This window comes from Geosporobacter subterraneus DSM 17957, from assembly GCF_900142145.1.
Taxonomy (GTDB): domain Bacteria; phylum Bacillota; class Clostridia; order Peptostreptococcales; family Thermotaleaceae; genus Geosporobacter; species Geosporobacter subterraneus.
On the sequence record NZ_FQZV01000032.1, the window covers coordinates 24829 to 50555 of the forward strand.

30 protein-coding genes and 1 tRNA gene are annotated in these 25727 nt (G+C 39.7%); 8 read left to right on the forward strand and 23 right to left on the reverse strand.

Translation table 11 applies throughout. The features are described 5' to 3' along the window. Window positions 1-69: 69 nt before the first annotated feature. Window positions 70-213, forward strand: coding sequence for a polynucleotide phosphorylase (locus BUB56_RS12190; RefSeq protein WP_110941593.1), 144 nt, complete (start codon window positions 70-72; stop codon window positions 211-213). A 39-nt stretch (window positions 214-252) separates the two neighbouring features. Here the strand turns inward: BUB56_RS12190 and BUB56_RS12195 are convergent, their stop codons facing one another. Next, window positions 253-891: an MBL fold metallo-hydrolase gene (locus BUB56_RS12195; RefSeq protein ID WP_110941594.1), complete on the reverse strand. Its 639-nt coding sequence runs from the start codon at window positions 889-891 to the stop codon at window positions 253-255. Window positions 892-1077: 186 nt separating this feature from the next. Here BUB56_RS12195 and BUB56_RS12200 point away from each other — a divergent pair, with 186 nt between their 5' ends. After that, window positions 1078-1560 (forward strand): hypothetical protein, encoded by a 483-nt coding sequence (locus BUB56_RS12200; RefSeq protein ID WP_242946332.1) that lies wholly within the window; start codon window positions 1078-1080, stop codon window positions 1558-1560. Window positions 1561-1800: 240 nt separating this feature from the next. Continuing rightward, window positions 1801-3081 (forward strand): ArsB/NhaD family transporter, encoded by a 1281-nt coding sequence (locus BUB56_RS12205; RefSeq protein WP_110941596.1) that lies wholly within the window; start codon window positions 1801-1803, stop codon window positions 3079-3081. A gap of 24 nt (window positions 3082-3105) precedes the next feature. Here BUB56_RS12205 and BUB56_RS12210 read toward each other — a convergent pair whose 3' ends face one another. From BUB56_RS12210 to BUB56_RS12240, 6 genes are all read right to left on the reverse strand, one after another. Continuing rightward, the gene (locus BUB56_RS12210) at window positions 3106-3867 is read right to left on the reverse strand and encodes a DeoR/GlpR family DNA-binding transcription regulator (RefSeq protein WP_110941597.1); all 762 of its coding nucleotides are present in this window, start codon (window positions 3865-3867) and stop codon (window positions 3106-3108) included. A gap of 90 nt (window positions 3868-3957) precedes the next feature. Next, window positions 3958-4848 carry a Cof-type HAD-IIB family hydrolase gene (locus BUB56_RS12215; RefSeq protein ID WP_110941598.1) on the reverse strand — a complete coding sequence of 297 codons (891 nt, stop codon included), beginning with the start codon at window positions 4846-4848 and terminating at the stop codon, window positions 3958-3960. Between the two features lie 387 nt (window positions 4849-5235). Beyond that, window positions 5236-6264, reverse strand: coding sequence for a Gfo/Idh/MocA family protein (locus BUB56_RS12220; RefSeq protein WP_190014479.1), 1029 nt, complete (start codon window positions 6262-6264; stop codon window positions 5236-5238). Window positions 6265-6689: 425 nt separating this feature from the next. Further along, window positions 6690-6920, reverse strand: a complete 231-nt coding sequence (locus BUB56_RS12225; RefSeq protein ID WP_110941600.1) for a hypothetical protein — start codon at window positions 6918-6920, stop codon at window positions 6690-6692. A gap of 17 nt (window positions 6921-6937) precedes the next feature. Beyond that, window positions 6938-7453: an Eco57I restriction-modification methylase domain-containing protein gene (locus tag BUB56_RS12230; protein ID WP_110941601.1), complete on the reverse strand. Its 516-nt coding sequence runs from the start codon at window positions 7451-7453 to the stop codon at window positions 6938-6940. Between the two features lie 217 nt (window positions 7454-7670). Then, window positions 7671-7744 (reverse strand) — tRNA-Gly (locus tag BUB56_RS12240). A gap of 265 nt (window positions 7745-8009) precedes the next feature. On the opposite strand from BUB56_RS12240, the gene BUB56_RS12245 reads away from it, so the two are divergent. After that, window positions 8010-8207, forward strand: coding sequence for a DUF378 domain-containing protein (locus tag BUB56_RS12245; protein ID WP_110941603.1), 198 nt, complete (start codon window positions 8010-8012; stop codon window positions 8205-8207). Window positions 8208-8248: 41 nt separating this feature from the next. On the opposite strand, the gene BUB56_RS12250 is transcribed toward BUB56_RS12245, so the two are convergent. Together BUB56_RS12250 and BUB56_RS12255 are read right to left on the reverse strand one after the other, a co-directional pair. Further along, the gene (locus tag BUB56_RS12250) at window positions 8249-9085 is read right to left on the reverse strand and encodes a family 1 encapsulin nanocompartment shell protein (protein ID WP_110941604.1); all 837 of its coding nucleotides are present in this window, start codon (window positions 9083-9085) and stop codon (window positions 8249-8251) included. Between the two features lie 14 nt (window positions 9086-9099). Continuing rightward, entirely contained in the window at window positions 9100-9465 is a 366-nt protein-coding gene (locus tag BUB56_RS12255; RefSeq protein ID WP_110941605.1) for a demethoxyubiquinone hydroxylase family protein, read from the reverse strand. A gap of 174 nt (window positions 9466-9639) precedes the next feature. Here BUB56_RS12255 and BUB56_RS12260 point away from each other — a divergent pair, with 174 nt between their 5' ends. Continuing rightward, the gene (locus tag BUB56_RS12260) at window positions 9640-10101 is read left to right on the forward strand and encodes a helix-turn-helix domain-containing protein (RefSeq protein ID WP_110941606.1); all 462 of its coding nucleotides are present in this window, start codon (window positions 9640-9642) and stop codon (window positions 10099-10101) included. A gap of 50 nt (window positions 10102-10151) precedes the next feature. Here the strand turns inward: BUB56_RS12260 and BUB56_RS12265 are convergent, their stop codons facing one another. From BUB56_RS12265 to BUB56_RS12330, 14 genes are all read right to left on the reverse strand, one after another. After that, window positions 10152-10436, reverse strand: a complete 285-nt coding sequence (locus BUB56_RS12265; RefSeq protein WP_110941607.1) for a hypothetical protein — start codon at window positions 10434-10436, stop codon at window positions 10152-10154. A 137-nt stretch (window positions 10437-10573) separates the two neighbouring features. After that, window positions 10574-11392, reverse strand: coding sequence for a methyl-accepting chemotaxis protein (locus BUB56_RS12270; RefSeq protein WP_110941608.1), 819 nt, complete (start codon window positions 11390-11392; stop codon window positions 10574-10576). 87 nt (window positions 11393-11479) lie between these two features. Beyond that, window positions 11480-12682, reverse strand: coding sequence for an MFS transporter (locus BUB56_RS12275; protein ID WP_110941609.1), 1203 nt, complete (start codon window positions 12680-12682; stop codon window positions 11480-11482). A gap of 120 nt (window positions 12683-12802) precedes the next feature. Beyond that, window positions 12803-14149 (reverse strand): germination protein YpeB, encoded by a 1347-nt coding sequence (ypeB, locus tag BUB56_RS12280; protein ID WP_110941610.1) that lies wholly within the window; start codon window positions 14147-14149, stop codon window positions 12803-12805. A gap of 12 nt (window positions 14150-14161) precedes the next feature. Then, window positions 14162-15070: a spore cortex-lytic enzyme gene (gene sleB / locus BUB56_RS12285; protein WP_242946334.1), complete on the reverse strand. Its 909-nt coding sequence runs from the start codon at window positions 15068-15070 to the stop codon at window positions 14162-14164. Between the two features lie 113 nt (window positions 15071-15183). Next, window positions 15184-16092, reverse strand: a complete 909-nt coding sequence (locus tag BUB56_RS12290; RefSeq protein ID WP_110941611.1) for an FprA family A-type flavoprotein — start codon at window positions 16090-16092, stop codon at window positions 15184-15186. Between the two features lie 14 nt (window positions 16093-16106). Beyond that, window positions 16107-16520, reverse strand: a complete 414-nt coding sequence (locus BUB56_RS12295) for a hypothetical protein (protein WP_110941612.1) — start codon at window positions 16518-16520, stop codon at window positions 16107-16109. A 485-nt stretch (window positions 16521-17005) separates the two neighbouring features. After that, complete coding sequence (locus BUB56_RS12300; protein WP_207650439.1) at window positions 17006-17842, reverse strand: peptidoglycan-binding domain-containing protein; 837 nt, start codon at window positions 17840-17842, stop codon at window positions 17006-17008. Window positions 17843-18073: 231 nt separating this feature from the next. Further along, window positions 18074-18826, reverse strand: coding sequence for a tRNA threonylcarbamoyladenosine dehydratase (locus BUB56_RS12305; RefSeq protein WP_110941613.1), 753 nt, complete (start codon window positions 18824-18826; stop codon window positions 18074-18076). A gap of 89 nt (window positions 18827-18915) precedes the next feature. Continuing rightward, on the reverse strand, window positions 18916-19836 hold the full coding sequence (locus tag BUB56_RS12310) for a cation diffusion facilitator family transporter (protein WP_110941614.1): 921 nt from the start codon (window positions 19834-19836) through the stop codon (window positions 18916-18918). A gap of 190 nt (window positions 19837-20026) precedes the next feature. Continuing rightward, entirely contained in the window at window positions 20027-22015 is a 1989-nt protein-coding gene (locus BUB56_RS12315) for a molybdopterin-containing oxidoreductase family protein (RefSeq protein ID WP_190014481.1), read from the reverse strand. Between the two features lie 55 nt (window positions 22016-22070). Further along, the gene (locus BUB56_RS12320; protein ID WP_110941616.1) at window positions 22071-22649 is read right to left on the reverse strand and encodes a hypothetical protein; all 579 of its coding nucleotides are present in this window, start codon (window positions 22647-22649) and stop codon (window positions 22071-22073) included. Between the two features lie 29 nt (window positions 22650-22678). Beyond that, window positions 22679-23185: a MarR family winged helix-turn-helix transcriptional regulator gene (locus BUB56_RS12325; protein WP_110941617.1), complete on the reverse strand. Its 507-nt coding sequence runs from the start codon at window positions 23183-23185 to the stop codon at window positions 22679-22681. Window positions 23186-23281: 96 nt separating this feature from the next. Next, complete coding sequence (locus BUB56_RS12330; RefSeq protein WP_110941618.1) at window positions 23282-23467, reverse strand: hypothetical protein; 186 nt, start codon at window positions 23465-23467, stop codon at window positions 23282-23284. A gap of 248 nt (window positions 23468-23715) precedes the next feature. Between BUB56_RS12330 and BUB56_RS12335 the strand changes: the two genes are divergently transcribed. From BUB56_RS12335 to tnpA, 3 genes are all read left to right on the forward strand, one after another. Further along, a complete protein-coding gene (locus tag BUB56_RS12335) occupies window positions 23716-24495 on the forward strand; it encodes an ABC transporter ATP-binding protein (protein ID WP_110941619.1) in 780 nt (259 codons plus the stop codon). After that, entirely contained in the window at window positions 24485-25324 is an 840-nt protein-coding gene (locus BUB56_RS12340; RefSeq protein WP_110941620.1) for an ABC transporter permease, read from the forward strand. The genes BUB56_RS12335 and BUB56_RS12340 overlap by 11 nt, the downstream gene beginning before the upstream one ends. A gap of 159 nt (window positions 25325-25483) precedes the next feature. Beyond that, a partial coding sequence (tnpA, locus tag BUB56_RS12345; protein ID WP_408606960.1) for an IS66 family insertion sequence element accessory protein TnpA occupies window positions 25484-25727 on the forward strand: 244 nt, incomplete at its 3' end.

Consider the following 25727-nt stretch of genomic DNA (forward strand, 5'->3'; position numbering starts at 1 on the left):
CATTGGTAAACAGATGCAGAATTGAACTCTCCGCTTCCGGTTATACTGTTACCAGAGAGGAGGTAGTTTATGCAGGAACAATATTTGAATTCCTTAAAAGAGCTTAATTATGCTCATCTTACAAAAGATCAGGAAGAACGTCTTCGAGAACTCGAGAAACAGTTTAACAATGACTTTGGAAAACAAGCTTACTTTATGGTGATGGAAAGATAAAAAGCGGAAGCTTTTTATCTTTCTCCACTTTTAGAAGGCTTACTTCAGCAGATCCAAATACTCAGTATTTTTGGCTCTTACAAATGCCATGGTGGCAGAATCCGCGTGGCCTGGATAAATACGAACTTGATCCTCCCACTTAGATATCTTATTTGTAATGGATCGTTTCATAGACTCTGGACTGCCGCCTTCCAAATCTGTTCTCCCTAAATCATCATCAAATATAGTATCTCCTGTAAATGCTATATTTTCATCCTTTACCACTAAACAAATACTTCCAGGTGTATGCCCCGGTGTATGAACTACAATCAATGCAACAGACCCGGCCTGAATGACATCTCCATCAGACAATATCCTATCCGGTGTTATAGAGACAGGCTTCCTGTATCCTCTAAAGGAATGATTGATATTGGGGTCTTTCAATCCTTCCACATCTTTTTTATGAATAGATACAGGGCAGTTGTATTTTTCTTTTAATGCCTCTACTGCGCCAATATGATCATAATGATAATGGGTCAGTACAATTTCTTTAGGCTTTAACCCATGCTTCTGAATATATCCTGCAAATACTGCCGCTTCGTCCCCTGGATCGATAATCAGTGCTTCCAGTGTATTCTCGTCATAAATGATATAGCCATTGGCTTCCCCCATACCAACAATAAATCTTTCAAATTTCATATCATCTACCTCCCTTATCTATATTCTTATCCAATCTCCCATCATCGTAACAATATGATTATAGTAAATTTTTCAACTCCCATCAATGAATAGAATTTATTTTTCCGACCTATTGTTCTTTCACAAAGGGTATATTATGATACAAGTATAATCATATTCATCTTTAGGAAAAAGGGGTAGATGCTATTGAAGAAACAGTTTTTAGATTTGGAACAGGATATTCATGAAATCAAGCTTAGACAGATGGGTGGAGATGTAGAAGTGATCCAAGGAATCATGCATTATGTCAGCTTCGACGTCGAGGGCACCCTTGTGAAATACGTTTATCACATTAACAAAAAAGGTAAATTTTTTCTGCAGCGTCGGGCACCCTATCCGCTGAATGTAGGCGCTTATGAATCCCAGGAAGACGTTATTGATATTATTCGCCATGACTTGGCACAAATGAGAAATGCAAAAAAGAGCAAAAAATTTAATAAGTTTATTGAAATCAATAAAAACCTCAATTGCCTGATGCGCAATTTTGAAGATCTATATTTATATTATAATGTTCCCCGCCAGCAGGCAGAAAAAATAGAAGAAACAATCGACCATCTAAAAAACCTGATTTATGAAACAAAAGATATCAGCGAGCGCGTATACTTTGAAAAAGATCCGGATACACTGTAGCCGGATTTTCTTTTTAGATTTCATCCTCCCGGAAAAAGACGCTGTGTTTTTTCGATAGCCTGTGCATAATGAAGAAATATCACGGCCTGCTATCCTACTGCACAATAGTTTCTTTAAATCACAATAAACGTAAATATCTCTATCAAAATTCAATTATTCTCCCTTTTTCACTTTGTATAAAAAGGAGTACAATAGATACATTGCTGCATCTTTTTTCTATATACTGAAGGAGGAATAACCTTGTCCGGCTCTTTTAATACCTTACTTGCTATCGGAATCTTTGTTGCTACCTATGGCATTATCATTTCTGAAAAAATTAATCGGACTACTATCGCTTTTTTTGGTGCGGTGCTTATGGTGCTGTTTCATATCATTGGACTGGATAAAGCTATAGAAACCATAGATTTTCATACAATCGGTCTGCTTATCGGCATGATGATCATTGTAAATATTCTAAAACGAACAGGTATTTTTGAATACGTGGCAATAAAATCCGCCAAACTGACAAAAGGTGATCCATGGCGAATATTATTGATGCTTTCAGGTATTACCGCCATATCCTCCGCTTTGCTGGATAATGTTACTACGGTTTTGTTGATCGCACCGGTAACTTTGGTTATTACAGAGGCACTGGAAATCAATCCTATGCCCCTTATGATCGCACAAATTTTATCTGCCAATATTGGCGGAACGGCAACCCTTATCGGTGACCCGCCCAATATTATGATCGGCAGCGAAACAGGCCTGGGTTTCATGGATTTCATCATTAATTTAGCCCCACCGGTCCTTGTCATATTTGTTGTAACGATCTTTCTGTTAAAGTTCATCTTTAAGGCACAACTTCACGTAAAGGATGAACTTAAGGCAAAAATTATGGATTTTGATGAACACAGAGCATTAAAGGATAAGTCGCTAATGATAAAATCCCTTGCTGTTTTATCCATAACAATCCTAGGATTTGGCCTGCACCAGTTTATTCATATGGAAACGGCCACCGTTGCATTAGCCGGAGCTTCTTTACTGCTGCTGATCAGCAAAACAGATCCGGAGGAGATTTTCCATGAAATTGAATGGCTGACGATTTTCTTCTTTATATTCCTGTTTATCTTAGTAGGTGCCTTAGAAGAGATGGGTGTCATCGAGTCTATCGCAAAGGGTGTCATCAATATTACCCAAGGCAACCTGCTGTTTACAGGGCTGTTGATTCTATGGATATCCGGAGTTGCCTCTGCCTTTCTAGACAATATCCCTTTTGTTGCAACCATGATTCCATTGATTCAAAGCATCGGTAAGCTTTCCAGTATTGATATCACCCCACTGTGGTGGGCCCTGGCGCTAGGAGCATGTCTTGGCGGCAACGGTACCTTAGTGGGAGCATCAGCCAATGTGGTGGTCGCAGGCATACTGGAAAAACACCGCCGTAAAATATCCTTTATGGAATACATGAAAATTGGTTTCCCATTGATGCTGATTTCTATTGGTATTGCTACAATCTATATGTATATATTCTATTTAATGTAAATCCTAAAGCAAAAAGCGGGGCGGCTATATAATTTCCACTTCCGCTTTTTCCAGTTCTTTCATAATCTTTTCATCAGGTTTATCCTCTAAGACAATGGCATCAATATCAAATAGGCTTGCAAATTTGTAGACGCCGTCCATATAGAACTTTTTACTCTCCATCACCAAATAAGCTTTTTTTGCGGCGCTGATGATTGCCTTCTTCGTGTTCCCATCCTCCGCATCAAAGGTTGTGACACTCTTGTCAAAAACGTTTATTCCTACGCTTCCAATAAAGGCTTTATCCACTTTATACCTGGAAATGGTTTCGATTGCAGTAGACCCAATGAATCCGTCCAGTTCCTTATAGTACACTCCACCGGTACCAATCACCTTGATATGGTCGCTATTTGAGAAAGCATTGATTACATCAATCATATTGGTTATAACCGTCACCCGCTTGTTGCTGGCAGCCAGCTTTTCCGCTATGATGATATTGGTTGTGGAAATATCTAAGAAAATCGTTTCGTTTGATGCGATCATAGAAAAAGCCTTATCTGCAATTCGTTTTTTTGCCTCAACATTCTGTGTCCTGCGATTGACTACATCGCTATTAGGAGCCTGCTGTCGATTTAATACGGCACCCCCATAAGTTCTTTTTAGAAGACCGTTTTTTTCAAGGCTTCTTAAATCTTTACGAATACAATCCTCTGTTACATCAAACAGTTCACTTAACTCCTTTACTACCACCTTTCCCCGATCATTTAATAACTGAATAATTTTATCCTGCCGTTCCTCTGCAAACAATTGATTCACTCCCTATTGTTTTCACATTTGTGCAGCTGCCTAGAGAAAGCTAAATGGCCATAATATGGTTTTTCATATTCCATAGATTATCTATAATATAAACTTTTCGATTACATGGGCTACACCATGCTCTTGATTGGATAAGGTTACATAGTCTGCAATCTGCTTAATATCCTCAACCGCATTACCCATAGCAACACCCAGTCCCGCATATTCAATCATCTGCCGGTCATTGCCCGAATCTCCTATACAGATGATCTCTTCTTTTTTTATGCCGTATAATTCAGCCAAACGCTTCACTCCGTTACCTTTATGGGACGTTTTATTCAGTATTTCGATATGATAGGGAGTGGTTTTTAGTAGAGTATACTTTTCCAGCAAATCCTGAGACAGCCTTGTAATGTCTTTGAACAATTCCTTATTGAATTTATCGTTTGTTCTGCTAAAGATATCAGGGTTCTCTAGGGGAATATCCGGATATATAGATGTTATTTCATCCTTAACAGAAAGATCCTCATTTATAAGGGTGATTTTAATAATTTTTATATCTTTGTTTAGATGGTTAAAATCAACGATTTCCATAGGAAGCTTATTGGCAAAAGCGTCAATATGGGTAGTAAAATTATTGGATTTTGTATAAATCTTATCCTGCGTATAGAAATTGTAATGAATTTGATAAGGATCAAATATTTGCAGGATTCCACGAAGCTCCTCATAGCTTAAATATTTTTCTTCCACTGTTTTTGTATTGATATTATTCACGACATAGGCACCACTGCATGTAACGGAGTATTCGTCTTCCTCCTTTAAGTTTAGCTGCTCAAGGTAGTCATCTATCCCGGGCAAGGCTCTTCCTGTTGAGAGAACTACCTTGATTCCCTTCTCTCTCGCTTTTTCTATAGCCCGTGCATTTTCTTTCGAAATCCTTTGCTGGTGATCCAATAATGTACCATCCATATCCAATGCGATCATTCTAAACATGTGGATCCTCCTCTATTGATCTGCCATAAAACCTGCTTAGTAAAATTTTTCATATCCTGTGCTTTTATAAAAGAATCAATTTCATTATACATCAATATAGAATAATACACAACAATACAAAAACATAAAATTCGCTTATCTATTTTAACCAGATTTCAGCCCAAATAGACGAAAAAAACCTGACCTTATAATACAAGATCAGGCAAATATTTATAAAAATTATTTAAGTCTTACTTCTTGAATATTCCGCAGATGTGTGACTGAGAAATTTAATATTCAGCGGAACGGCACAGAGGCCTTTCCCTACGTAAACCTAAAATAGGGATGTAGGGATCGACGCCCTCGTCGATACGAGTATAAATTAGGATTCTCAGTCAAATATCTATATTATAAATTATCTATAATCCGCTGACATTTTAATGCATCCTCAAAGTCTGCAGCAATTTTGGGGGTATTGATGCCTGCAACGCGATTAGCAAAGTGGATCAATGATGCAGTGTGGCAATTTTGGAAATAACCCAGGGAACCTCTCTCACCAACATAGTACTGCATTATTTCATCCCCTTCCGCAGCTTTTATCATCAGAGTCCTATCCTGATCAAATAAGTACATTTCCAGTTCGTAGGGCTTGATGAAGTTGATTTTCACACTTCCCTTTGTTCCGTAGATTTCAAAGCTTTCTGTCTGATCTCTTTCCGCAAAAACTCTTGAGACCTCCAAATGGCCTATGATGCCATTTTCTAGAAATAATACACTATCTGTAATTTCGTCTACCTGACTCCTATCTTTGAAATAAATCCGTTCATTATGGACAGCTTTTTGAATATCTCCAAGGGTAAATTGAACCAGATCAATTAAATGAACCCCTAAATCCAGTAAGGCACCCTTTCCTGCATTGGCCAGGGTCCTCCATGTGCCTTTTTTCTTTTCACTGAGATAGCTCTTGTGATAGATTCGGATTTTAAAATCAATAATATCTCCGATGGTCTTCTTTTCTAGCTCTCTTTTCAGCAAATGAACCGCCGGCATAAACCGATACATCAATGCAACGGCATTTAATATACCCTTCTCTTGAACAAGCTTTGTCATTTTTAAAGCATCCTGATAATTAGCCGCCAAAGGCTTTTCGCAATAGATCGGCTTTCCATAAGATACGGCCTTGGCGACAATCTCCAAGTGGGTATCGTTAGGGGTACAAATATCTATAAAATCTACTGCCGGATCTTTTAGTACATCCTCTATTTCAGTCACATTTTGTACTCCAGGTAAAGGAATATTCGTCGGTCTTCTTGTAACAATATGGGTTAAATTCAATTGGTAGGGCAAGGCATATCTAAGGTTGGCATCAAAGGCCCCTAATGCGTGGGTTTTAGCGATTCCACCAAATCCGATGATTGCAAAATTAATTTTTCGCATACTGATCCCTCCTTCTTCTATCATACCGTTTTTCAGATAAAAAGAACATCTTTAAATACCTACTCCTAGACTATTTCTTACTGCAGATAAATGCTTCAATTTTTTCTGCCCTCTTATCTACGCTCTTTACTAAATCACTTAATGATTATTTTCAAAATAATCACATATATCTTATTTAACTTTTTATATTTACATTATATAATAAGATAAATCAATAATTAATAATATTAAATAATGATAAATAATAATCCTACTGCTATTAAGATAATAAGGAAAGGGAAATGACAATGGAAGTGAAAGGTTTTACTCTAGAGGGTGCTGTAAAAATGCTGCAGGCTGGGGCAAATAGATTAGGTACCAGTAGTGCAGTCGATATCATTACCTAATATCCTGTAGGGGAAAACACAATAGAAAAACAGCTTAAATCACTCAATCGAAAGGGTTATAAAATCTGCAATTCTTTTACTCTTTTCATGATCCTCCAAGTGAAGTGCTTCTATTTCCTCTTCTGTAAGGGCAAATATCCCTTCTCCTTTTCTCAATCCTGGAAGTAGTTTTAAATGCTTGTCTATCACATTCTCCTGCAGTATATCTATACCATTACCGATTTCACGGGAATTTAACGTGAAATTTTTTTGAGCCTCCATTTTATTCAAAACAGAATCCTCACGCTCTAAGAGCTGATATGTCCATATCTATCAAATAAATCCCCCTGACGCTTGAATGCATGCACCACATCCTTTCTCCATCCATGCATAATGCTTCTAAGCTTTTCCCTGTCTGTATTGTCAGATTTCTTGACAACGCTGCGATAGGCGGCAGCCTCTTCATCCTTTCCCTTTTGTAAAAAGGTAATCATATTGTGCTGCCCCTTCGCAGAAGCAAAAACCTTTACTTCGTTGAAATCGATCATTCTATGAATTGTGCATTTCTCTCGAATGTCCCGTCTAAGCTTATTGCCACTATCAACCGTAGTAAAATAATGGGTCCTTATGAGGGCAATGATCCCCTTCCATCTTGCGATTTCTATACCTAAGTGAAAAAAGTAGTAAAACAAATCCATTTTCACAGAATAAAATCGACTGCCAAATTCAGTACCGGCAATTTTCCTGAACAAAGCCTTATTTCCACTTTCTCCTATATAGGATGGATTCCCGATGACGATATCAAAGCTTTTTTTTCTGCAAATACTTTAGAAAAGCGGTTTTATAGAAACCAAAGCTATCCCCAAGACTATCCCCCACCAGAATATTCTCACGCAAACAGGCCCATAAATCCTTATCATATCTTTCATCCTCCATTGTCTGATCAGAAATAAAGGACAACCATAAACCAATTAAAGAAAGCATAAGTTTATTAAGATGATAAACTTATGCTTTTCCACATTTTTGCTTACTTAAAGTTTTTGGAGCGGGCAACGGGAATCGAACCCGCACAACCGGCTTGGGAAGCCGGGACTCTGCCATTAAGCTATGCCCGCGAGACTATATTGATTTTATTATAAATCCATTTCCTTTAACTGTCAATCATGGCAATTTTTCTTTCTTATATTTTTCTCCAAAGTTTATTGCGCTTATACATTTTATCTCCGCTACATCTATAATAGATCAAGGTTGAAACCTTAGAGTACATAAAAGATAGTTGCATATACCTCATGATTATATTTCATGTATTCTTGTATGTTTCTCATAAAGATTGGAATAATAATTAAGGAAACATATTACATTAAAAAAGGAGTTGAAATAATGGATCGATTGGCGCTTTTGTTAGTGATCATTGGAGCGCTGAACTGGGGATTAATCGGGTTGTTCCGATTTGATCTTGTTGCAGCATTGTTCGGCGGGCAGGGAGCACTTTTAAGCAGAATAGTCTATTCTCTGGTCGGTCTTGCTGGGGCATATGCCATCAGCTTCTTATTTAGAGAGAGGGAAAAGGTACGATAATAAAAAATCAGAGGGACTTCAAAAAAAGTCCCTCTAACTCATTATTCAAATGTAACGATAGCCTCAGGTCTTTTCACCCGCAGCAGCAATGTCTCCAATATTCTTAAGCTATGGTTTAACTGCTCAGGTCCAACATATGCAGTTACAAGGTCCTGGCCTATGACGATATCCATATTCTGAGATCCCCGGGCAACCAGCACTGCTTTATTATTGCCCAGTACTGGGGTTTGATAAATCTTTCCGCCTACCAACTCTTTTACCCTCTCAATTTCCATCATACCGGTTCCCGGTTGAATACGATGCATTTTTAGATATAAATCCGGGCTTACCACCAGTACATAAGGACCATAGAAGCCTTTTCTTACCAATGCTTCCATACCTGCGGCCACATCACTTAAAGGATTCTCACCCTCAGCCCAATTGCCCATCTTGATAATCTGTCTGCCGTTGACAGTAGTTAAACCTTCGTATCCGTATGTCGGATTGCCATTAAAAACAACATCATCTTCTTTATTGCATATAGCGGTAGCTGCAATGGCCACTGGAGACAGATCTAACGGCAGGCCCATCTGTCTGCTCTTCTCTACATCTCTCCATGCCAAGGATAAGTCCTTATAAATCATTGGAATTGTAACATATCTTCTATTTCTCACTTTAATAGGGGTATCTTCTTCTTCTCCGCTAAAGTCTATCTTGCTTTCCATATCTACATCGAAGGCATCCACATTCATACTATCAATCCCTGCACCTAAGGGGCCAAGAATATGAATAAATCTTCTTGCAACCAATTGATCTCTGGCTACTCTTACCACCATTTCATCTATGCTGTTCCAAAGCTCTCCACTAAAGGGAGCATCCTCTCTTAACAAATAATCCACAAGCTTACCCTCCTCTACTCCTCTAATAAACTGCCTACAGTATGTACAACATTGGCTTTATACTCTATTTTCTTTTCCTCAATCCCAAGCTCTGCAAGCATTTCTCTTACTTCTTCCTGTCCCTCTTCAAATAGGTCCCCTTCCTTGGGATCCAATATGCGCAGTAGGGCCATCAATTCTCCTATGTGGGCCTTCTCCTCATCCCGGATATCCGCAAGAACTTTCTTAGCGATGGGATCATCCGTTGCCTGAACATGAGCATCATAAATATAGATAGCTTCTAATTCTCCGGCAATATCTAACCGGATCGCCTGCACTAACTCCTCCTTGGATATTTTTCTGTTAACGTTGGCTGCAAATGGATTTGCAAAACTAGGCATAATAAAAACCTCCCTATTACAAATTTTACTTTTACATTATACCCACCGAAAAAACAGATATTCTTTTTTCTTTGAAAAATATCTGTTTTTCTTATTATCACTTGACGATGCGTACACTTTTTGTGTAAAATTTCACTATATCCTGTATTGAAGATATTCTCAGGAGGAACTTTGATGAAGAAAGATGAAATTATCGACTGCCTCTCAAAAAAAATAAAAATTATCCGGGTGGAAATGGATTATTCTCAGGATTATATGGCAGAAATTCTTGGGATTTCTAAAAAAACCTTGATTCAAATAGAAAAGGGCAGAATTAAGGCTGGCTGGACTGTCATTGTAGCTCTATGTGGTCTATTTCGGGAAAGCGAGATCATTCAGAACCTGCTGGGTGAGGACCCTTTAGAGGTGCTGCAGTTGATCTCCCGTCAAAATCATGCACTGCCCAGGGAAAAAACCTTAGGCGGAAGGGTTTGGTGGACTGATCTTGAGAATAAAAATGGCTTTCGCCTTCAGAAAAATCTTGTCAGCGGTCACTATCGCATACTGGATGGAGATCAGAGACGATGGCTCAGCTCTTTTGACGAAGCCTTTATACGAAAAAGGATGAGAGAATTAACATCAGGAAAGGAACAGTAGTCCTCTGATAAAAGGAGCAAGCAGTTTTTCCGCTTGCTCCTTTCTTTCATCTATTGAGACAATAATCTTATAAATAAGTCTACCTTTTTCATTTGATTCCGGTCTAATAATCCTTGCATTTGCTTAAGCATTTGCAGTTTTTGAATGAAATCATCCTTTTGTGCACGGCTAAAATTACTCATCATTTGATTTATTTCTGCTTCGATTTCTTCTAAGCTCTTGTTCTTATATTTACTAACCATTTTTGCAAACTGTGCCATTTGCTCATCGGTCGGGTTGATGCTCCCAGCAGCTTCTGCTAATTTTTTATTGATTTTGCTTAAATCCTTTGCCATTCTCATCCCCCACTTTCTGATCTGTCATTAAAATTAGAACCCCTGACTGCAGTGATTCTTTTGCATTATCATAGTATGCTTTTAAAAATTTTTTGTGACAGTTTTAGGAGAAAAAACAAAGACCAGATAAACTGGTCCTATAGTCGGTTTGCAAACTCCTTTAGTTTTTCAGCAAGATCCGTCAATGCATGAATCTCTGCTGCAATTTCCTGTGTCCCTGCAGCTTGTTCTTCCGTTAGTGCTCCATTTTTCTCAACCAGTTGAAGTATTTGAGAGACACCGCCTTGAATCTCCTTTAATACTTTTCCTACTTTCTCTACCGATTCGTTACTTGAAACAGCCAGCTTACGAATCTCTTCTGCAACTACCTGGAAACCACGTCCTGCTTCCCCAGCCCTCGCCGCTTCAATGGCCGCATTCAATCCCAATAAATTCGTCTGTTTTGCGATCTGCTGTACAAATCCAAGAACTTGGTCGGTTTCCTTTGCCTTAATGAGGGTATCGTTTACCGAGTCAATGGCCATTTCTCCGGAGGACGCAATTTCCCCTGCACTGGTCGAGATTTGACCGAGAGAACGGGATATCTCATTGAGGGATTCCGAGAGAGTTTGCATCATCAAAAGCAATTCTTCCTTATCGCTGATATTTTTTACAGTGCCAATAGCACCTACGATCCGTCCATTTTCATCTTTGATGGGATAGGCAGTAGCAGCCAGCGGACTTCCAAATAACTCCTTTGGAATCACCCGAGATACTTTTTTGTTCTCATAAATGGCCCTGTGCAAAACCAAGTTCGTATTTAGCGGTTCACCCACCTTTAACTTTATGTCTACATTATTTCCCGGAATATATGCCAATACGGTTTCTGTATCACAAACGCCTACTGCTAAGTCATCTTCCGTAAAATGGTTTATTGCCTGCGCAATATCAATATATTTTTTCAATATTTCATTCATGGAGTATCCCCTCCTATGGTTATAGTAGTTACTAGAAAGTATTTCTCCATGGATTGATCAAAATCCTTCCCAAAGCCCTTTACTTCTTTATAATGTTTCATCATCCAACAGTAAATTTTCTCTATTTTTTGTCAGGCTCTCTATATACCTATTCAACGTCAGCATCAGCATCAGTACTATCGTCATATATACAAGAATCAAGTAAAATCCCATAGATACACCAAAGAGATCATTTGCCTTCCCTACCATCCAATTGGCCAGCATATTAACGACGCTGGATAAAGCCATCACGAATCCCAAAATGGAATTGATCCCGTGATGAAAGGTTTTGATCAGCAGTGCCATAGTAGTGGGATAAATAATAGAAAAGAAAAACCCGCTTATAGAAATCATTACTATAAAGGATTTACCGCCAAACATCCCTACCCCTAAACTGAAAATTACCATGGCTGCATAAAGGATGATACTGCGCATATAGCCTAATCTCTCTGCAACGAACCCTCCTACGAATCGTCCAAAGGTAAATATCATAAAAAAGAGAGATAAATAAGAAGCACTTTTTAGCGGTGTCAACCCCCTGCCCTGCTGCAGATAATTTACAAACCAATTGGCTATACCGATCTCCCCAGCTACATAAAATCCAAGCAGCACAGAAAATAATATGATTTTTTTATCTGATGCAATTTGTCCCAATGGGAGTTTTTGTCTTTTCTCACTTCTTTCCACCTTAGGAAACCTACAAGTCACGAAATAGACTACTATCACGCCAATGACAAGGATGCTGTAACGGTATACATCTCTCCACAGATAATCCGATGCTAGAAGAACACCAGCATACCTGGGACCAATAGTCGCTCCAATCCCATAAAAGAAGTGCAAAAGATTCATCATAATTGCTTGATTTTTTACAAATAGAATTGGTGTAATCGTACTGGCTCCTATGTTGATAAATCCAACACCATATCCTGATAAAAACATAAATAAGACGAATACCGGAAAACTCCAAGCTGTAGATATTCCAAAAGCCCCCCCCGCAAGACAAGTCAAGCCCATAAAAATAACCTTTTGCTGCCCAAACCGGTCTACCAGCATACCCCCGGTGAAGGTAGCTCCTATATATCCTACCGTGGTGATCAGCATCATCCAAGCCAAACTGGTATAGTCGATTTGAAAGGCTTCACGAATACTTGGAATCAACACACCCCGCATATTATCCATGAAACCCTGCAGCAGCATTAATCCAAATATCAGGATTACCAGCATATTCGTCATTCTCTTATTCTCCAACATAATAAAAGTCCCCCATTTTCATCTCAGGATTTCATTATACGCCATTCTCCATGAGTATGCAAACTCTAGTTCTCCATAAGTTTTGACAAAAAGAAAGCTGATCTGCCGACCAGCTTGTTCTTACATCATCAGTACGCCTTCATCCTTAATAATTACCTGCAGGATTCGTTGTTCTTCTCCAGTTTCTGCATTGATATATACCAGGAAGGTATCCTCCAGATAGTTTACCTTAAATTCATAGCAAAGTACCTCACTGCCCCCCTCAGTCGGAACAATAGCAAGTCTTGGCTCTTCTGCCTCTGCCTGAACGCTTATTCTTTCTCTTGCCTCCTGAGGAGTAATCTTTGGTGTATCTAAGGTTCTTTCGTGGTGATTAAACCAGAAGCCCTCAGCCTCAAATCCTATGACACTGCCTTGATCCAGCCCTACCTTTACCTTGATCAGATCTGGATACACAATAACATCCTCCTGTTGATATGCAAAATTGATAACCATTTGTCCATCAGTTTTGATCGAGTAGGTAGGAACCATGTTGGGAAATCCCCTTTTCTGCAGGAAATCCTGGGCAATCTGTACCCCTTGCTTTTCAGATAATCTGGCTTTTTCTACGTTTCGTGTATCCAGCATCCATAAAACCTTTCCACCCACCTTGCTGATCGACATGGATAGGCTGCTCTGATTTTTGTCATTGGAAGGCTGCAAATCGATAACATAGGCAGGAATGTTGCTGTTGTTCATATCTCCTAAGATCGTAGCTTTGTACTGGACTCCATTGCCTGCAAATTTTTCTGCGATGGCTTTAATCTCCTGCGGTGAAATTTCTTTTCCTTCCAGCTTTGGTTTTCTTCTGGACTTGTGTTCTGAAAAGGGTCCATCGTAAATAAGCTCCGGATATTCTTTCATCCGTTCTTCCATATCTATAAACCTGGTTGTGACCATGTTCTCATTAACCTTATCCAGCTTTCGGGCAGCTTTGCGCTGAAGCTCTCCAATCCTCACGCCATCCTTTGCGATACTTGCCTGCAGCTCTATAAGGTTCTGCGCAAGGAGGTTGGCATAATTATGGAGTTCTTGAAGGGTACTCATTTCCTCTGTATTCAAAGGATTTCCTTCAAGATTCTTTCTGGCCAATGCTAAGCTCATATCGCCCACCTGGCTGAGGAACTTTCTGGTTTTACTGACATGAGCATGCTCAATGGGCAGCTGGCTCAGTTTTTCCTGAGCATCATAGGAAAGACGCATGGTTTCCGTGAAAAGCAGCACATTTTGCTTCGGTGTCCCTGTCACCATAGTTTTGGCCAGATTAACCTGTATGTTTTGTACATCTCCCACCATATCATAAAACATCCTATGAAACTGGTTATCTAAGTAGGTCATGTGCTGTTCATTTTGTGCATACTGATTGTATCCCCAAATCCCCACGCCAACTAAAGCTACTGCCAAGAGAATAATAAATCCATTTTTCATTTTTTCTACCCCCTATCGATGTGCAAACCAGTGTTTACCAATTTTTACACTGGGTTCTCTGGTCCAAATCCACTTGCTGGTGGCAGTGGCAGGATTCCAGTAATATATGGCACCACCGGTGGGGTCCCATCCGTTCAACGCATCTCTTGCCGCGCGATAAGCAGTCTCATTGGGCTCCAGATAGATTTGCTTATCTGCAACGGCGGTAAATGCTAAGGGCTCATAAATAACCCCGGCTATAGTATTGGGGAAGGAAGGATGTCTTACACGATTTAAAATAACTGCCCCCACCGCCACCTGGCCTGTGTAAGGCTCTCCTCTGGCCTCGCCGTTAATGGCCATAGCCATCAGCCGAACATCATCATTTCTTGTAACGCCTCTACTGGTAGGTGTATAAGCGGTCTGCGCCCCGGTAGGCATACCTAGAGCTTTTCTTGTCTGCGGTCCAATCACCCCGTCTACTTTTAAGCCGTTTTTTCTTTGAAAATCTCTGATAGCCTGACCGGTCTTAGGTCCGTATATCCCGTCTACTGCACCTTTATAATAACTCCACTGCTTCAGCTTCTGCTGGGCAATACGTACCGTTTCACTAAACTTTGCTGTAGTTCCTCCACCTCTTGCGGCTGCGGCAGGTGCAGTTATACCCAAAGCCCGCCTTGTCTGCGGTCCTATAACCCCATCTGCCTTCAAGCCATGCTTTCTCTGAAAGGCTATAACCGCACGATAGGTTTGGGCGCCATAGACCCCATCAACAGTTCCCTTTAGATAACCCCAGTTCCTTAGTCTCTGCTGTACCTCTCGTACATCGTTTCCTCTAGAACCCCAGGAAATAGTCCTTGCATAGATCGAATCCATAAATAGGATACTGATCAGGAAAGTTATCATCAATGTAAAGCATAGGATTTTAGTGGCTTTTTTCATAGATTTCCCTCCTCTTACCTTATTTTCTGTTGGAGAGAAATCAATTATTCCCCACTGCTGCAATTGGAAAAAAAAAGAAGGAGAAAACTTTCTCCAAGCTCCTCCCCTCTCATCTATATCATTTTTCCGATTTCTTTACCGAATTCATAACAGGTTTTTAGATCTTCCTCAGTAGGAACATATTTAATCTGCAAGCCTTCTTTCACTAGCTGAATGCCTGCTTCCCTTAGTTTCTTCTCAATATTGGCAACGGCCCCCTTGCCCCACCCGTAGGAGCCGAATACGGCACCGATTTTATTCCTGGGTTTTAATCCCATTAATTCTTCCATGAAATAGGCCATATTGGCGATCATGGTATTGTTAATGGTAGAGGATGCAGCCAACAAAGCTTTAGCGTCCAGTACTTCTTTGATAATATCATTAATGTCGGAAACGGATATCCTATATAGTCTTGCATCCACACCTTCACTGACAAGTCCTTCAATGACCGCTCTTGCCATTCTCTCGGTACTATTCCACATGGTCTCATAGACAATAATGGCTTTCCTATGGGTTTCTCCCCTTCCCCATTTCATGTAGGCTTCAAGGATCTTATCCGGATGACTTCTCCAAAGAATACCATGGCTGGGAGCAATCATATCAATCTTTAAATCCATTTTTTTGATTTCTTCGATTTTCTTAACCACCAGAGAGCTGAAAGGCATAAGAATATTGGCATAATACTTTTTTGCCTCATCCATCACAGTGCACATGTCATTTTCATCATCAAACAGCTTTGAAGACGCATTGATGATAATATAATCGATTTTTCCTGGATCAATGATTTCTTTGATATGATCAATCATCACGTCAACAAAGTGTACATCTACAATATCTACTAGAGTAACCTTTTCATCTATAATCAGATAGGCATTATAGCTTGTCCCCTGGTGGGTGCTATAGGAGGGTCCATGAAATTCTCTAATATCCCAATCAATTGCACCTACCCAATAAATACCCTCTTTCAACGCTCTGACTGCCAATAGAATCCCTCCTTTTAATGTAAATAGTAGTCACCAAAATAAAAATACAGCAATGCATTGACTCCATCCTCCACATCGATGATGCTATAGTTAGAGGTAACATTCTGAACTGCAAATTGTATTCTCAGCTCATCTAAGATTTCTTCCACAGCTATGTCCAGATAGTTTTCTACACTTTGATAAAGCAGATCATTCATCCTCTTGCTTTGATCAGGAATCATACGATCCTCTTGATTTCTCATATCCCCTTCTTCATGAACCATGGGCACGATTGAAAACACATCAAACCCCATAGTATTCTCTACATTTAACTGTCCGCTGATATCTTCTACACTGTCAAAATACCCTGTGTTTCGAATAATCTCCTCAACCATATTGCTGCCTACCAGCTTTATGGTATTATCTATGATGACGTTAAACTCTTTCAAAAGGATTCCTCCTCTCTTATCTATTGTTAGTATTATAATCTCCTTCCAATAAAAACATATTCTTCCGATTTCAACAGTTGTTGAGAAAAAAATAATGGCCTAGTGGCCATTATTTTAGTAGGTTAGGATTTTGCTGATATTTGCAATTCCGATTGTAAAGCTGGATATTAAAATAAAAAACATGAAACCGATAATTAAAGTCTTTACTTTGTTCATACATCATTCTCCTACTCTTCCTTATTATTTCTATAATAACCTTTGTATTATTAACGATACTATATTGCTTTATACAATGGACCGATGCCCTAGATAAAGATATTTTGTTGCTTTGCCTCGTCTATTATAGTTATACCACATAAAAGTTTGTTTAATCAATTACATTTCCATTACAAATTCTTTGATATATTTTCATAATTTATAGGGATCCCGACAGCAAAATCCAAATAATAAAGACCCTATTTACTTAGGGCCTTGATTGTACTGAATTATAATCCTGCTGCTTTTTTTACATTTGCCTGATGCTGTGAATCCTGCTTATTGCTGCCATGGGTTAAACTATTTTTAAAATGCAGGCACACATGTCCTTCCATATTGTTTCCCTTGACAAAGTCATAATTGATTCCCTGTCCAAAGCCTGCACTTCTGCTTGAAACCACTTGTCCGCCCGGCTGACTTTCTACTCCTGCATGGGGCATTCCATTCATAGATGCTGCAATCACGCGATTTCCTTTATAAACTAAAACCGCCCTTCGATCCCAGCTAAAACCTCCCCAGATACTTCTCAATGTCTCAGTATCTTCTTTTGTCAAAGTCTCCACATCTGCATGATTGCTTCCTGCAGTGACTTTAACGTTGAAGGTTTTTCCTGTTTCAACATCCTCGATCAATAATACATCATTGTGACTCACTAAAACATCCTTCACTTCCGTCCACCAATCAAGATATTCGCCGACCTTTTGTCTTTGCACCGTACCTCTGCTGGTGGTCTGCGGCTTTGGTTGCGGCTTGTTTGCAGCTACCAGCCCCAGTTCTGTCATTTTTTTGATGGTAGCACTTCCCACAATACCATCAGCCTTTATTTTATGCTTCTTCTGAAAACTTTTTACGGCCTTTTCCGTGATCGTACCGTAATATGTAGTTGTATTTGCCTGCTTAAAGCTGCCATCCTTTTTTAGTGCTTCCTGAATCACCTTAACATCACTGTGACGGGTGCCCAGCTTGTACACCTTTTGTGAAAACACATAACCCTTTGCATCAACTACACCTGATCCAAATCCTAAAAATAAAGCAACCAGCATCAAAACACTTAAAGCTTTTTTCATTAGTCTTTCCTCCTTATTCCCGATAGGTCCCACCACAATTTCACAGCCCTACTCGAAAAATAATTTGTTAGTACCTAATTCCTATGTTTTTTACTATACCATTTATAGTTTACATAAAGCAATATTTTTTGCTAAACTGGTTGAAATTACCTGAAACTTTATGCATATTTTTGCGTCGCAACAATTTCAAAAAAGTAAAAAGCCCTTGAATGCTCAAGAGCTCTATTACACCTATAAACCTGTCAAGTCCTTTACTACTACCGAAGCGATAATCAATCCTGCTACAGAGGGTACAAAAGCCACACTGCCAGGTATTTGATGTCTTACGGTGCAGGTTCGGTCCTTATTGGGACAAATACAATCGGTTTTGCAATCCGATGAGATCGCTTTTGGTTCGATGGGTTCTTCTTTAGAATATACTACCTTTAGCTTTTCTACCCCACGCTTGCGCAGCTCCTTGCGCATCACTTTGGCTAAGGGACAGATGGTAGTTTTGAAAATATCTGTCACTTCAAAACGGGTGGGGTCCAGCTTGTTGCCTGCACCCATACTGCTGATAATCGGAAGCTTCATCTTGCTGCAGCGTTCCACTAAATCCAGCTTTGCCGATACCATATCAATAGCATCTACAACATAATCATAGTCGGCTGCTAACAGCTGTTCAGCGGTTTCAGCATTATAGAGCATTTTATAGGTTTCAACCTCAGCCCTTGGATTGATATCCAGCACCCTTGCCTTCATCATCTCTACCTTTGGTTTTCCAATCGTACTGCGCATGGCATGAATTTGTCTATTAATATTGGTCAAACATATATCATCATCATCTACTAAAACAAATTTTCCCACGCCTGATCTCGCTAAGCCTTCTACAGCATATGTTCCTACGCCGCCAATACCAAACACAGCTACTTTAGCATTTTTAAGCTTTTCAAGATTATCAGTACCGATGACTAGCTCTGTGCGGGAAAATGCATGCAATCCCATGTTTTTTCCTCCTTTGTTACTTTTCACTTGCATTCAATCGACTTCGTATACAAGAAATAATTATATCTATTTTTCACTTGAAAATCAATCTATTTACTACAGGTTTTGCAAGGTTTCCTAACTTCTAATTCCCGTGTACAGGGATCAATATGAACAATAACATCCTTAATATTCTCAATATTGGTTTTAACCAACTCTTCTACTTCTTCTCCAATATTATGTCCTTTATAAACAGAAATATGGGGATCCACACAGATTTTCACGTCTACATATGCCTTTGACCCATGTTTTCTACCTCTTATTTCCGTAACGCATCCGATGCCATCAATATCTTTGATCTTATTGTAGATGACATTCATGTGTTCCTCGTCCAATGCACCATCCATCAGTTCATCAATGCCTGTCAACAGAAGCTCTATCCCAATCTTGGCTACAATCAGGGAAACCACTGCTCCTGCCAGCGGATCTAGGAATACATATCCCATGCGGGCTCCAAGGATTCCCAGCAGGGCAGCTACAGAGGATAGTGCATCGGAACGGTGATGCCAGGCATCTCCCATCATGGCATTGCTGTTTAAGGTCTTTGCAGCGGCAGCGGTAATACGGAACTGATACTCTTTGATTGCGATGGATATAGCGGCAATAAAGGCAGTATAAAGCTCTGGTACGATAAAATTACCTCTAATCATAATCCTAAAGGACTCATATCCAATCTTAAGCCCTGTAAAGGTTAAGGCCATAGCCAGCAGAAATCCCGCAATGGACTCAGCCTTCTCATGACCGTATTGATGCTTTTCATCCTTTGGCTTTGATGCTAACAGCATCCCTAAGATCACTCCAGCGGAAGTAATAATATCTGAAGCAGAATGAAGACCATCAGCTATGGTAGCCGTACTATTCCCTAAGTAGCCCGCCCCAACCTTCAGAATCGTCAACATTACGTTCAGAATAATGGTGATCATGATGATTCTATTTCCAAGCCTTAAACGCTCTTTCTCGTCGATTATCATAAAAATGTCAGCTCCTCATTATCAATTGATATAATATATACCATTATATTCGTTTTGCAAACATTTGCAACCCTCAATTTTTAAATATTTATATATATTTTCTTTATGGGATATGTTATCAATTGATAATATCTATACGCTTACTCTCAATACCATTTGATTTCTATTATCAGATCAGAAAAAAAACAGGCTATTGGCCTGTTTCCCGTTGAATATTGCAGAAGCAATCATAATAGGCTGCCTGCTCTCCCATATCTGAGATGAGGGCTTCTGTCAGAAAGTTGACCGAACCGCTTTGGTGCCACCAACCTTCATAAATCATCAATAAATCTCTTCCGACATGATCATCAACCGCCACTTTTACAAGTAAACTTCCTTGCTTAGAATTGACTCGCGCCAGATCATCCTGTGCCAGTCCGTACTGATCTGCCGTAATGCTATGGATATATACAACAGGGATCTCTTTGGTAAATGCAAAATGCTGTGAGTGAAGAGAGTCCTTTGGATGGGGGGTTATCAACCGCAGAGGATATTGGATTTCTCCTTCTAAAGGTGGACTATATTGAGGTAGTGGACAAAGCCCCTCTTCCTCCGCCCGTTTTGAGTATAGCTCGTATTTTCCTGAAGGCGTTGTGAAGTTTCTATCTTCCCAGGCGATTTCCCGTTTTTCTACAGTGAAAAAGTTATTTTTTAAATCCTCAAAGGTTAGATGGAAAGCTTCTTCTAAAGGCTTAACTGCTCTTTTTAAAAACTCTTCCTTTTCAATGTCCGGATACTGGCTTAGGTTCATCTTTTTTGCCAGGGCTCTAAAAAATTCGTATTCACCAATAATACCATTTCTTGGCTCTACCACTTTTTCAGAGTAATTTAAATAGGGCGAGAACATAGAGGATAACAGCAGGTCTTCTTCTTCCATGATATGGGTGCAGGGTATGATGAGATCTGCACGTTTTGCAGTATCAGTCATAAATAAATCAAATACCACCTTGTATTCTATTTTTTCAAAAGCACGAATGGTTTTCTCTAGATTTGGTCCTTGTACCAACGGGTTTGACTTTGTCACAAACACCGCCTTTATCGGAGGATTATTCTCCTTTTCCAGATATTCTCCCAGAAAGGTTCTGCTAAAGCTCCTATGATTCTCCACAGCTGAGGCGCTTTTAGACACCTCACCGTCAATATATTCAGCGATCAGGCGATTGCCGTAGTTGACACCTCCGCCTGAAATACCAATATTCCCAGTGATAGCACCTAAAGCATCAATACAGCGAATCGTACTTCCTCCATTACTATAGCGCTGCAGTCCATAGCCTAAGATGATGCAGGCAGGCTGATCCTTCCCATAATCTTCTGCCAGTTGACGAATGGTATCTGCATCAATGCCGGTGACAGCCGCAGCTTTCTCCAGAGTGAAAGTTTTCACATAAGTCTCATAGTCTTCAAAGCCGACTACATGATTTTGTATAAATTGCTGGTTTATCATACCGCTTACAATCAAATGATGGGCCATTCCCAGTGCAAGGGCGCCATCGGTCCCTGGCTTGATAGCGATGTGCTCAGAAGCAATCTGGGCTGACTTTGTTTTGATCGGGTCTATCAAAATAATTTTTGTCCCTTGCTGCTTTGCCTGAGTTAAATACTCCATTAAATGAAGATTTGTATTGTATGGATTTCTTCCCCACAGCAGGATAGTCTTTGCATTCAAATGATCTTTTGGATGATGTCCACGGCTTTCTCCGAAATCATACTTTTGCGCAGCGATCCCGGCTCCCCAGCACAAGCTTCCTCTTGGTACCGTAACGCCTCCATAATAGTTAAAGAACATTTTGTCTGCCATCTTACTTAAACCGCAATAGCCGGAATCATAATAATGAAGCACTGCCAAGGTCCCATATTGTGACTTTATATCATTTAGTTTTTCGCTGACCTCTTCTAAGGCATCCTCCCAGCTGATCTCCTGCCAGCCTGTCACTGTTTTTTTCAGAGGACATAGCAGCCTATCGGGGTGATACATTCTTTCCAAATGAGCAGCGCCCTTTTTACATATGTATCCCTTGGTCAAGGGATGATCTTTTTTTCCTTCAATGCCAAGAACCTTTCCATCGGCAACTTCTGCAGTCAATGTACATCCGTCAAAGCAATCTAATGGGCATGCAAATTGAATTTTTTTATTATCCACACTTATCATCCTTCCCTTGGCTCCATTAAAAATGAGCTAAAGGCTCTCCCCTAACTCACTTTATTATTTGTATATTGGATTTTCTCTCCCTCCATAGTTCCGCTGTCATCCGTTCTAGCCTTTGTTTTTGGATGTTGATCTGATCCCAATCCTTAACAAACCCCAGCAGCTTTTTTTGGTCCTCTTCCAATATTCCTTCCTTCAGGCTTTCATATCCAGTAAAGTAAAGGTCCATCAACTGCATCATCTTGTCATGAACCCGTTTTACATCTTCTTTAACAGCAGGCTCCTGGTACCCATATACCTTAATCATTTCCTTCTTTGCCTTCATGCTGGCATGCTGCAGCTCGCTAATTTTTGACAAAATCTCTCCCTTGATCTCCTCTATCTTTTCTATTTCATTGCTAGACTCTAAGAGGTTCATATTGGTATAGATTTCTCCCTGAAGGGCTTCTGCCCTCTTTAAAAATTGATGATAGCTGTACTGCTGGGGATTGAAATACTTGTAATAATCATCTTGAGCTATACAAACACTATACAGAATATAAGATAAGACAATCAATCCTAAGGTAATCCAGAGGACAGAATATATAATTGATCGCTTATGAAATTTGATGACTGCCAAATCTAACAAGTTATGACCCCCATAGTGAATTGCCCAATTTATTTAGACTCTGCTTCCAACTGCTGACTGGAGCTCTCCAAGTACTTCATATATGCTGCGTCCAGCACTTCCTCTGACAAAAACAGGATCAACTCTTGAAGTTTTTTTTGATCATGTTCTTCTAACTTATGGAAGGCTTTCATCAAACGAAATACTTCAGATTTTTCAAAATCTGATTTCATTGCATTTCTTTGCTGTATGCCTAACTCTGTTATATATACCCTTGTAATTCTGCCATCCCGAATGTCTTTTTCCTTGGTGATCAAACCTTTTTTTACCATGCGGTTTACAATATCATGGGTTGTAGATAGATTCCAAAGCCCCCGGGCTGCCAGTTCTGACAGCTTCATGCCATCCTCGAGATAAAGAATCCAGAGAACATGCTGATGAGCGTTGGTTAAATCATACTGCTGGGCCTGAATATCCCATTCTCTTTCCATTGATTTATACAAGCCCTTCAGGATATGTACAAATCTGTGATTTTCAACAATATTTTTTTTGTTCAATGTATACACCGCCGCATCTGTCACATTTATTATTGCTTTAAAATCCTATTACTCATTATATATCCTTTTTGAGCTTTAATACAATATGGTACAACTTTAATTAAGCTGTCTACACCCTTGTAAAAACTTCAGTTTTCGGTCAACCAGCTCGCAATACTGTGTCTGGGTGATTTTCCCCACCCTCAGAAGACTTTCCGCAAAGACAACAAAATCACTAACCAGTTTTTCCAGCGCTGCTTGGTTAATCTCCTGACGACTTGCCTTTTTCTCTATTTCTAACATGAGAACATCCCCCCTGTTTTCATCTTATACTATTTCTTACATATATGGGAATATTCCTGCAATCGAAATAAATTTTTTATAGAAATTTTTAAATTTTCTGCAATGAGCTCAAACTTATTTTCCGTATTATGGATAGCAATAATCCTCATGCTGTTCCACCCTATTTCAACTGCTCCAATCAAGCACAGATTTTCTTTTATGGAATACTATGTAACTATATTGAACCTACAACGTAGGAGGGATAAGCTATGACAGTTGAAAAGGTTGTAGAGATTGAAAATGTGTCTATGAACTATCATACTTTGGATGGTGAAACATTAGCAATCAAGGATTTATCCTTTAATGTATATAAGGGGGAAATTGTGATTATTGTTGGTCCCAGCGGCTGCGGAAAATCCACTGCTCTATCTATCATATCCGGGCTTATCAAGCCCTCATCGGGTAAGGTAGTGGTGAACGGAAAAGCAGTAGTGGAGCCGAGTAAATCCATTGGTTATATGTTTCAAAAGGATCACCTCTTTGAATGGCGTACTATTCTAAACAATGTTTTGATCGGTGTTGAAATTCAAAATAAACTAACAAATGAAATGAAAGAAAAAGCAGAGCGGCTGTTAGAGCTTTATGGATTGGGAGAATTCAAGCATTATTATCCCAGTCAGTTGTCAGGGGGCATGCGCCAACGGGTGGCGCTGATTAGAACACTGGCGATCGAGCCGGATCTATTACTCCTTGATGAACCCTTTACCGCCCTGGACTACCAAACCAAGCTGGCTGTCGCCGACGAAATCGGCCGGATACTAAAAAAGGAGGGCAAAACAGCCATTATGGTTACCCACGATATATCGGAGGCCATTTCCATGGGCGACCGTGTAATCGTGTTGAGTAAAAGACCGTCAACAATAAAAAGCATTCATGAAATCAAACTGACCCTAGATGTAGAACGAACACCCCTAGCCTCTAGGGAAGCTCCTGAATTCAGACATTATTTCAATACAATATGGAAGGAGCTTGATGTTCATGTTAAATAATCAAAAATGTGTGAACGATCTGAAAGCAAAATATCCTGATGTATCAGAAGAGCATCGAGAATTTCTGTGTAAAGTAAAAAAAAGAAAACGGGCCATTATCATAACGCAAGTTTCATTACTGGTAGTTTTTTTTGTGCTTTGGGAGCTCGCAGCCAGAACAAAGCTTATTGATACTTTCCTTACCAGCTACCCCTCTCAAATGTGGAATCTATTTTTGAGATTAATGGAAGACGGGTCCCTTTACCGACACGTGGGAATCAGTACTTTTGAAACGGTGGTTGGTTTTGTAGCGGGTACCCTGCTGGGAACCTTAGTAGCCATTTTTCTATGGTGGTCAGATTTTATCTCAGAGGTATTAGACCCCTATTTGGTGGTTTTAAATGCATTGCCAAAAACAGCCCTTGCTCCGGTCATCATCCTATGGGCAGGAGCCGGCATCACAGGGATTATCGTTACAGCTATGGCCGTATCCATTGTCGTGACGATTCTTGGCGTTTATGGGGGATTCAAAGAGGTTGATAGCGATAAGATAAAAATGCTGCAAACCTTTGGTGCCACAAGATTACAGATACTACAAAAGGTCATCATTCCAGCTAGTATTCCGACCATTGTTAGTGCTGTAAAGATCAATGTAGGACTCTCTTGGGTTGGGGTTATCGTTGGAGAGCTGATGGTGTCCAGAGCTGGCATCGGATACTTAATCGTCTACGGCAGTCAGGTATTTAGACTGGATTTAGTTATGACCAGTGTATTTATCTTAGCAATCTTAGCTACGATCATGTACCAAGGGGTCGCTTATTTAGAGAAGAAATTAATGAAATGGAGATAGAAATAGGCTGCTTTTTCAAGCAGCCTATCTAATCATTTTAAGTAAACAATATTCATAGGAGTGAATTTATGCGTGATGGTCAAATACAGACCACATAGATTTCATCTTGATTGCATGAGATAATACACCAAAGATATAAATCGGAGGTGTTTTTCTTTTATGAAACTAAATGAAAACAGAGAAATTTGGATTAATCGTGTAAAGGACTTTAGGGCCAGTAATCTTACTCAGAAAGCCTGGTGTGAGAAAAATAGCGTTAAGGTCAGTGCCCTCAGGTATTGGCTAAGAAACCGTGATGAACCATCCAGTATTGATTCAGGCAATTCCTATTCTCCTGGATTTGAATTTGCAACGGTTTCAATTTCTCGTGATTTTTCTCCAGCAATAGTACTTGAAATTAATG

What these genes read in the sequence shown, in the direction of transcription:
- BUB56_RS12265 (WP_110941607.1), bottom strand. Translation starts at nt 10,436, where the DNA reads ATGGCAAAGGATTTAAGCAAAATCAATAAAAAATTAGCAGAAGCTGCT.
- BUB56_RS12215 (WP_110941598.1), bottom strand. Translation starts at nt 4,848, where the DNA reads ATGTTTAGAATGATCGCATTGGATATGGATGGTACATTATTGGATCAC.
- BUB56_RS12260 (WP_110941606.1), top strand. Translation starts at nt 9,640, where the DNA reads ATGAAGAAAGATGAAATTATCGACTGCCTCTCAAAAAAAATAAAAATT.
- BUB56_RS12335 (WP_110941619.1), top strand. Translation starts at nt 23,716, where the DNA reads ATGACAGTTGAAAAGGTTGTAGAGATTGAAAATGTGTCTATGAACTAT.
- BUB56_RS12220 (WP_190014479.1), bottom strand. Translation starts at nt 6,264, where the DNA reads ATGCGAAAAATTAATTTTGCAATCATCGGATTTGGTGGAATCGCTAAA.
- BUB56_RS12340 (WP_110941620.1), top strand. Translation starts at nt 24,485, where the DNA reads ATGTTAAATAATCAAAAATGTGTGAACGATCTGAAAGCAAAATATCCT.
- BUB56_RS12275 (WP_110941609.1), bottom strand. Translation starts at nt 12,682, where the DNA reads ATGTTGGAGAATAAGAGAATGACGAATATGCTGGTAATCCTGATATTT.
- BUB56_RS12305 (WP_110941613.1), bottom strand. Translation starts at nt 18,826, where the DNA reads ATGGGATTGCATGCATTTTCCCGCACAGAGCTAGTCATCGGTACTGAT.
- BUB56_RS12245 (WP_110941603.1), top strand. Translation starts at nt 8,010, where the DNA reads ATGGATCGATTGGCGCTTTTGTTAGTGATCATTGGAGCGCTGAACTGG.
- BUB56_RS12300 (WP_207650439.1), bottom strand. Translation starts at nt 17,842, where the DNA reads ATGAAAAAAGCTTTAAGTGTTTTGATGCTGGTTGCTTTATTTTTAGGA.
- ypeB (WP_110941610.1), bottom strand. Translation starts at nt 14,149, where the DNA reads ATGAAAAATGGATTTATTATTCTCTTGGCAGTAGCTTTAGTTGGCGTG.
- sleB (WP_242946334.1), bottom strand. Translation starts at nt 15,070, where the DNA reads ATGAAAAAAGCCACTAAAATCCTATGCTTTACATTGATGATAACTTTC.
- BUB56_RS12310 (WP_110941614.1), bottom strand. Translation starts at nt 19,836, where the DNA reads ATGATAATCGACGAGAAAGAGCGTTTAAGGCTTGGAAATAGAATCATC.
- BUB56_RS12270 (WP_110941608.1), bottom strand. Translation starts at nt 11,392, where the DNA reads ATGAATGAAATATTGAAAAAATATATTGATATTGCGCAGGCAATAAAC.
- BUB56_RS12190 (WP_110941593.1), top strand. Translation starts at nt 70, where the DNA reads ATGCAGGAACAATATTTGAATTCCTTAAAAGAGCTTAATTATGCTCAT.
- BUB56_RS12330 (WP_110941618.1), bottom strand. Translation starts at nt 23,467, where the DNA reads ATGTTAGAAATAGAGAAAAAGGCAAGTCGTCAGGAGATTAACCAAGCA.
- BUB56_RS12195 (WP_110941594.1), bottom strand. Translation starts at nt 891, where the DNA reads ATGAAATTTGAAAGATTTATTGTTGGTATGGGGGAAGCCAATGGCTAT.
- BUB56_RS12255 (WP_110941605.1), bottom strand. Translation starts at nt 9,465, where the DNA reads ATGCCTAGTTTTGCAAATCCATTTGCAGCCAACGTTAACAGAAAAATA.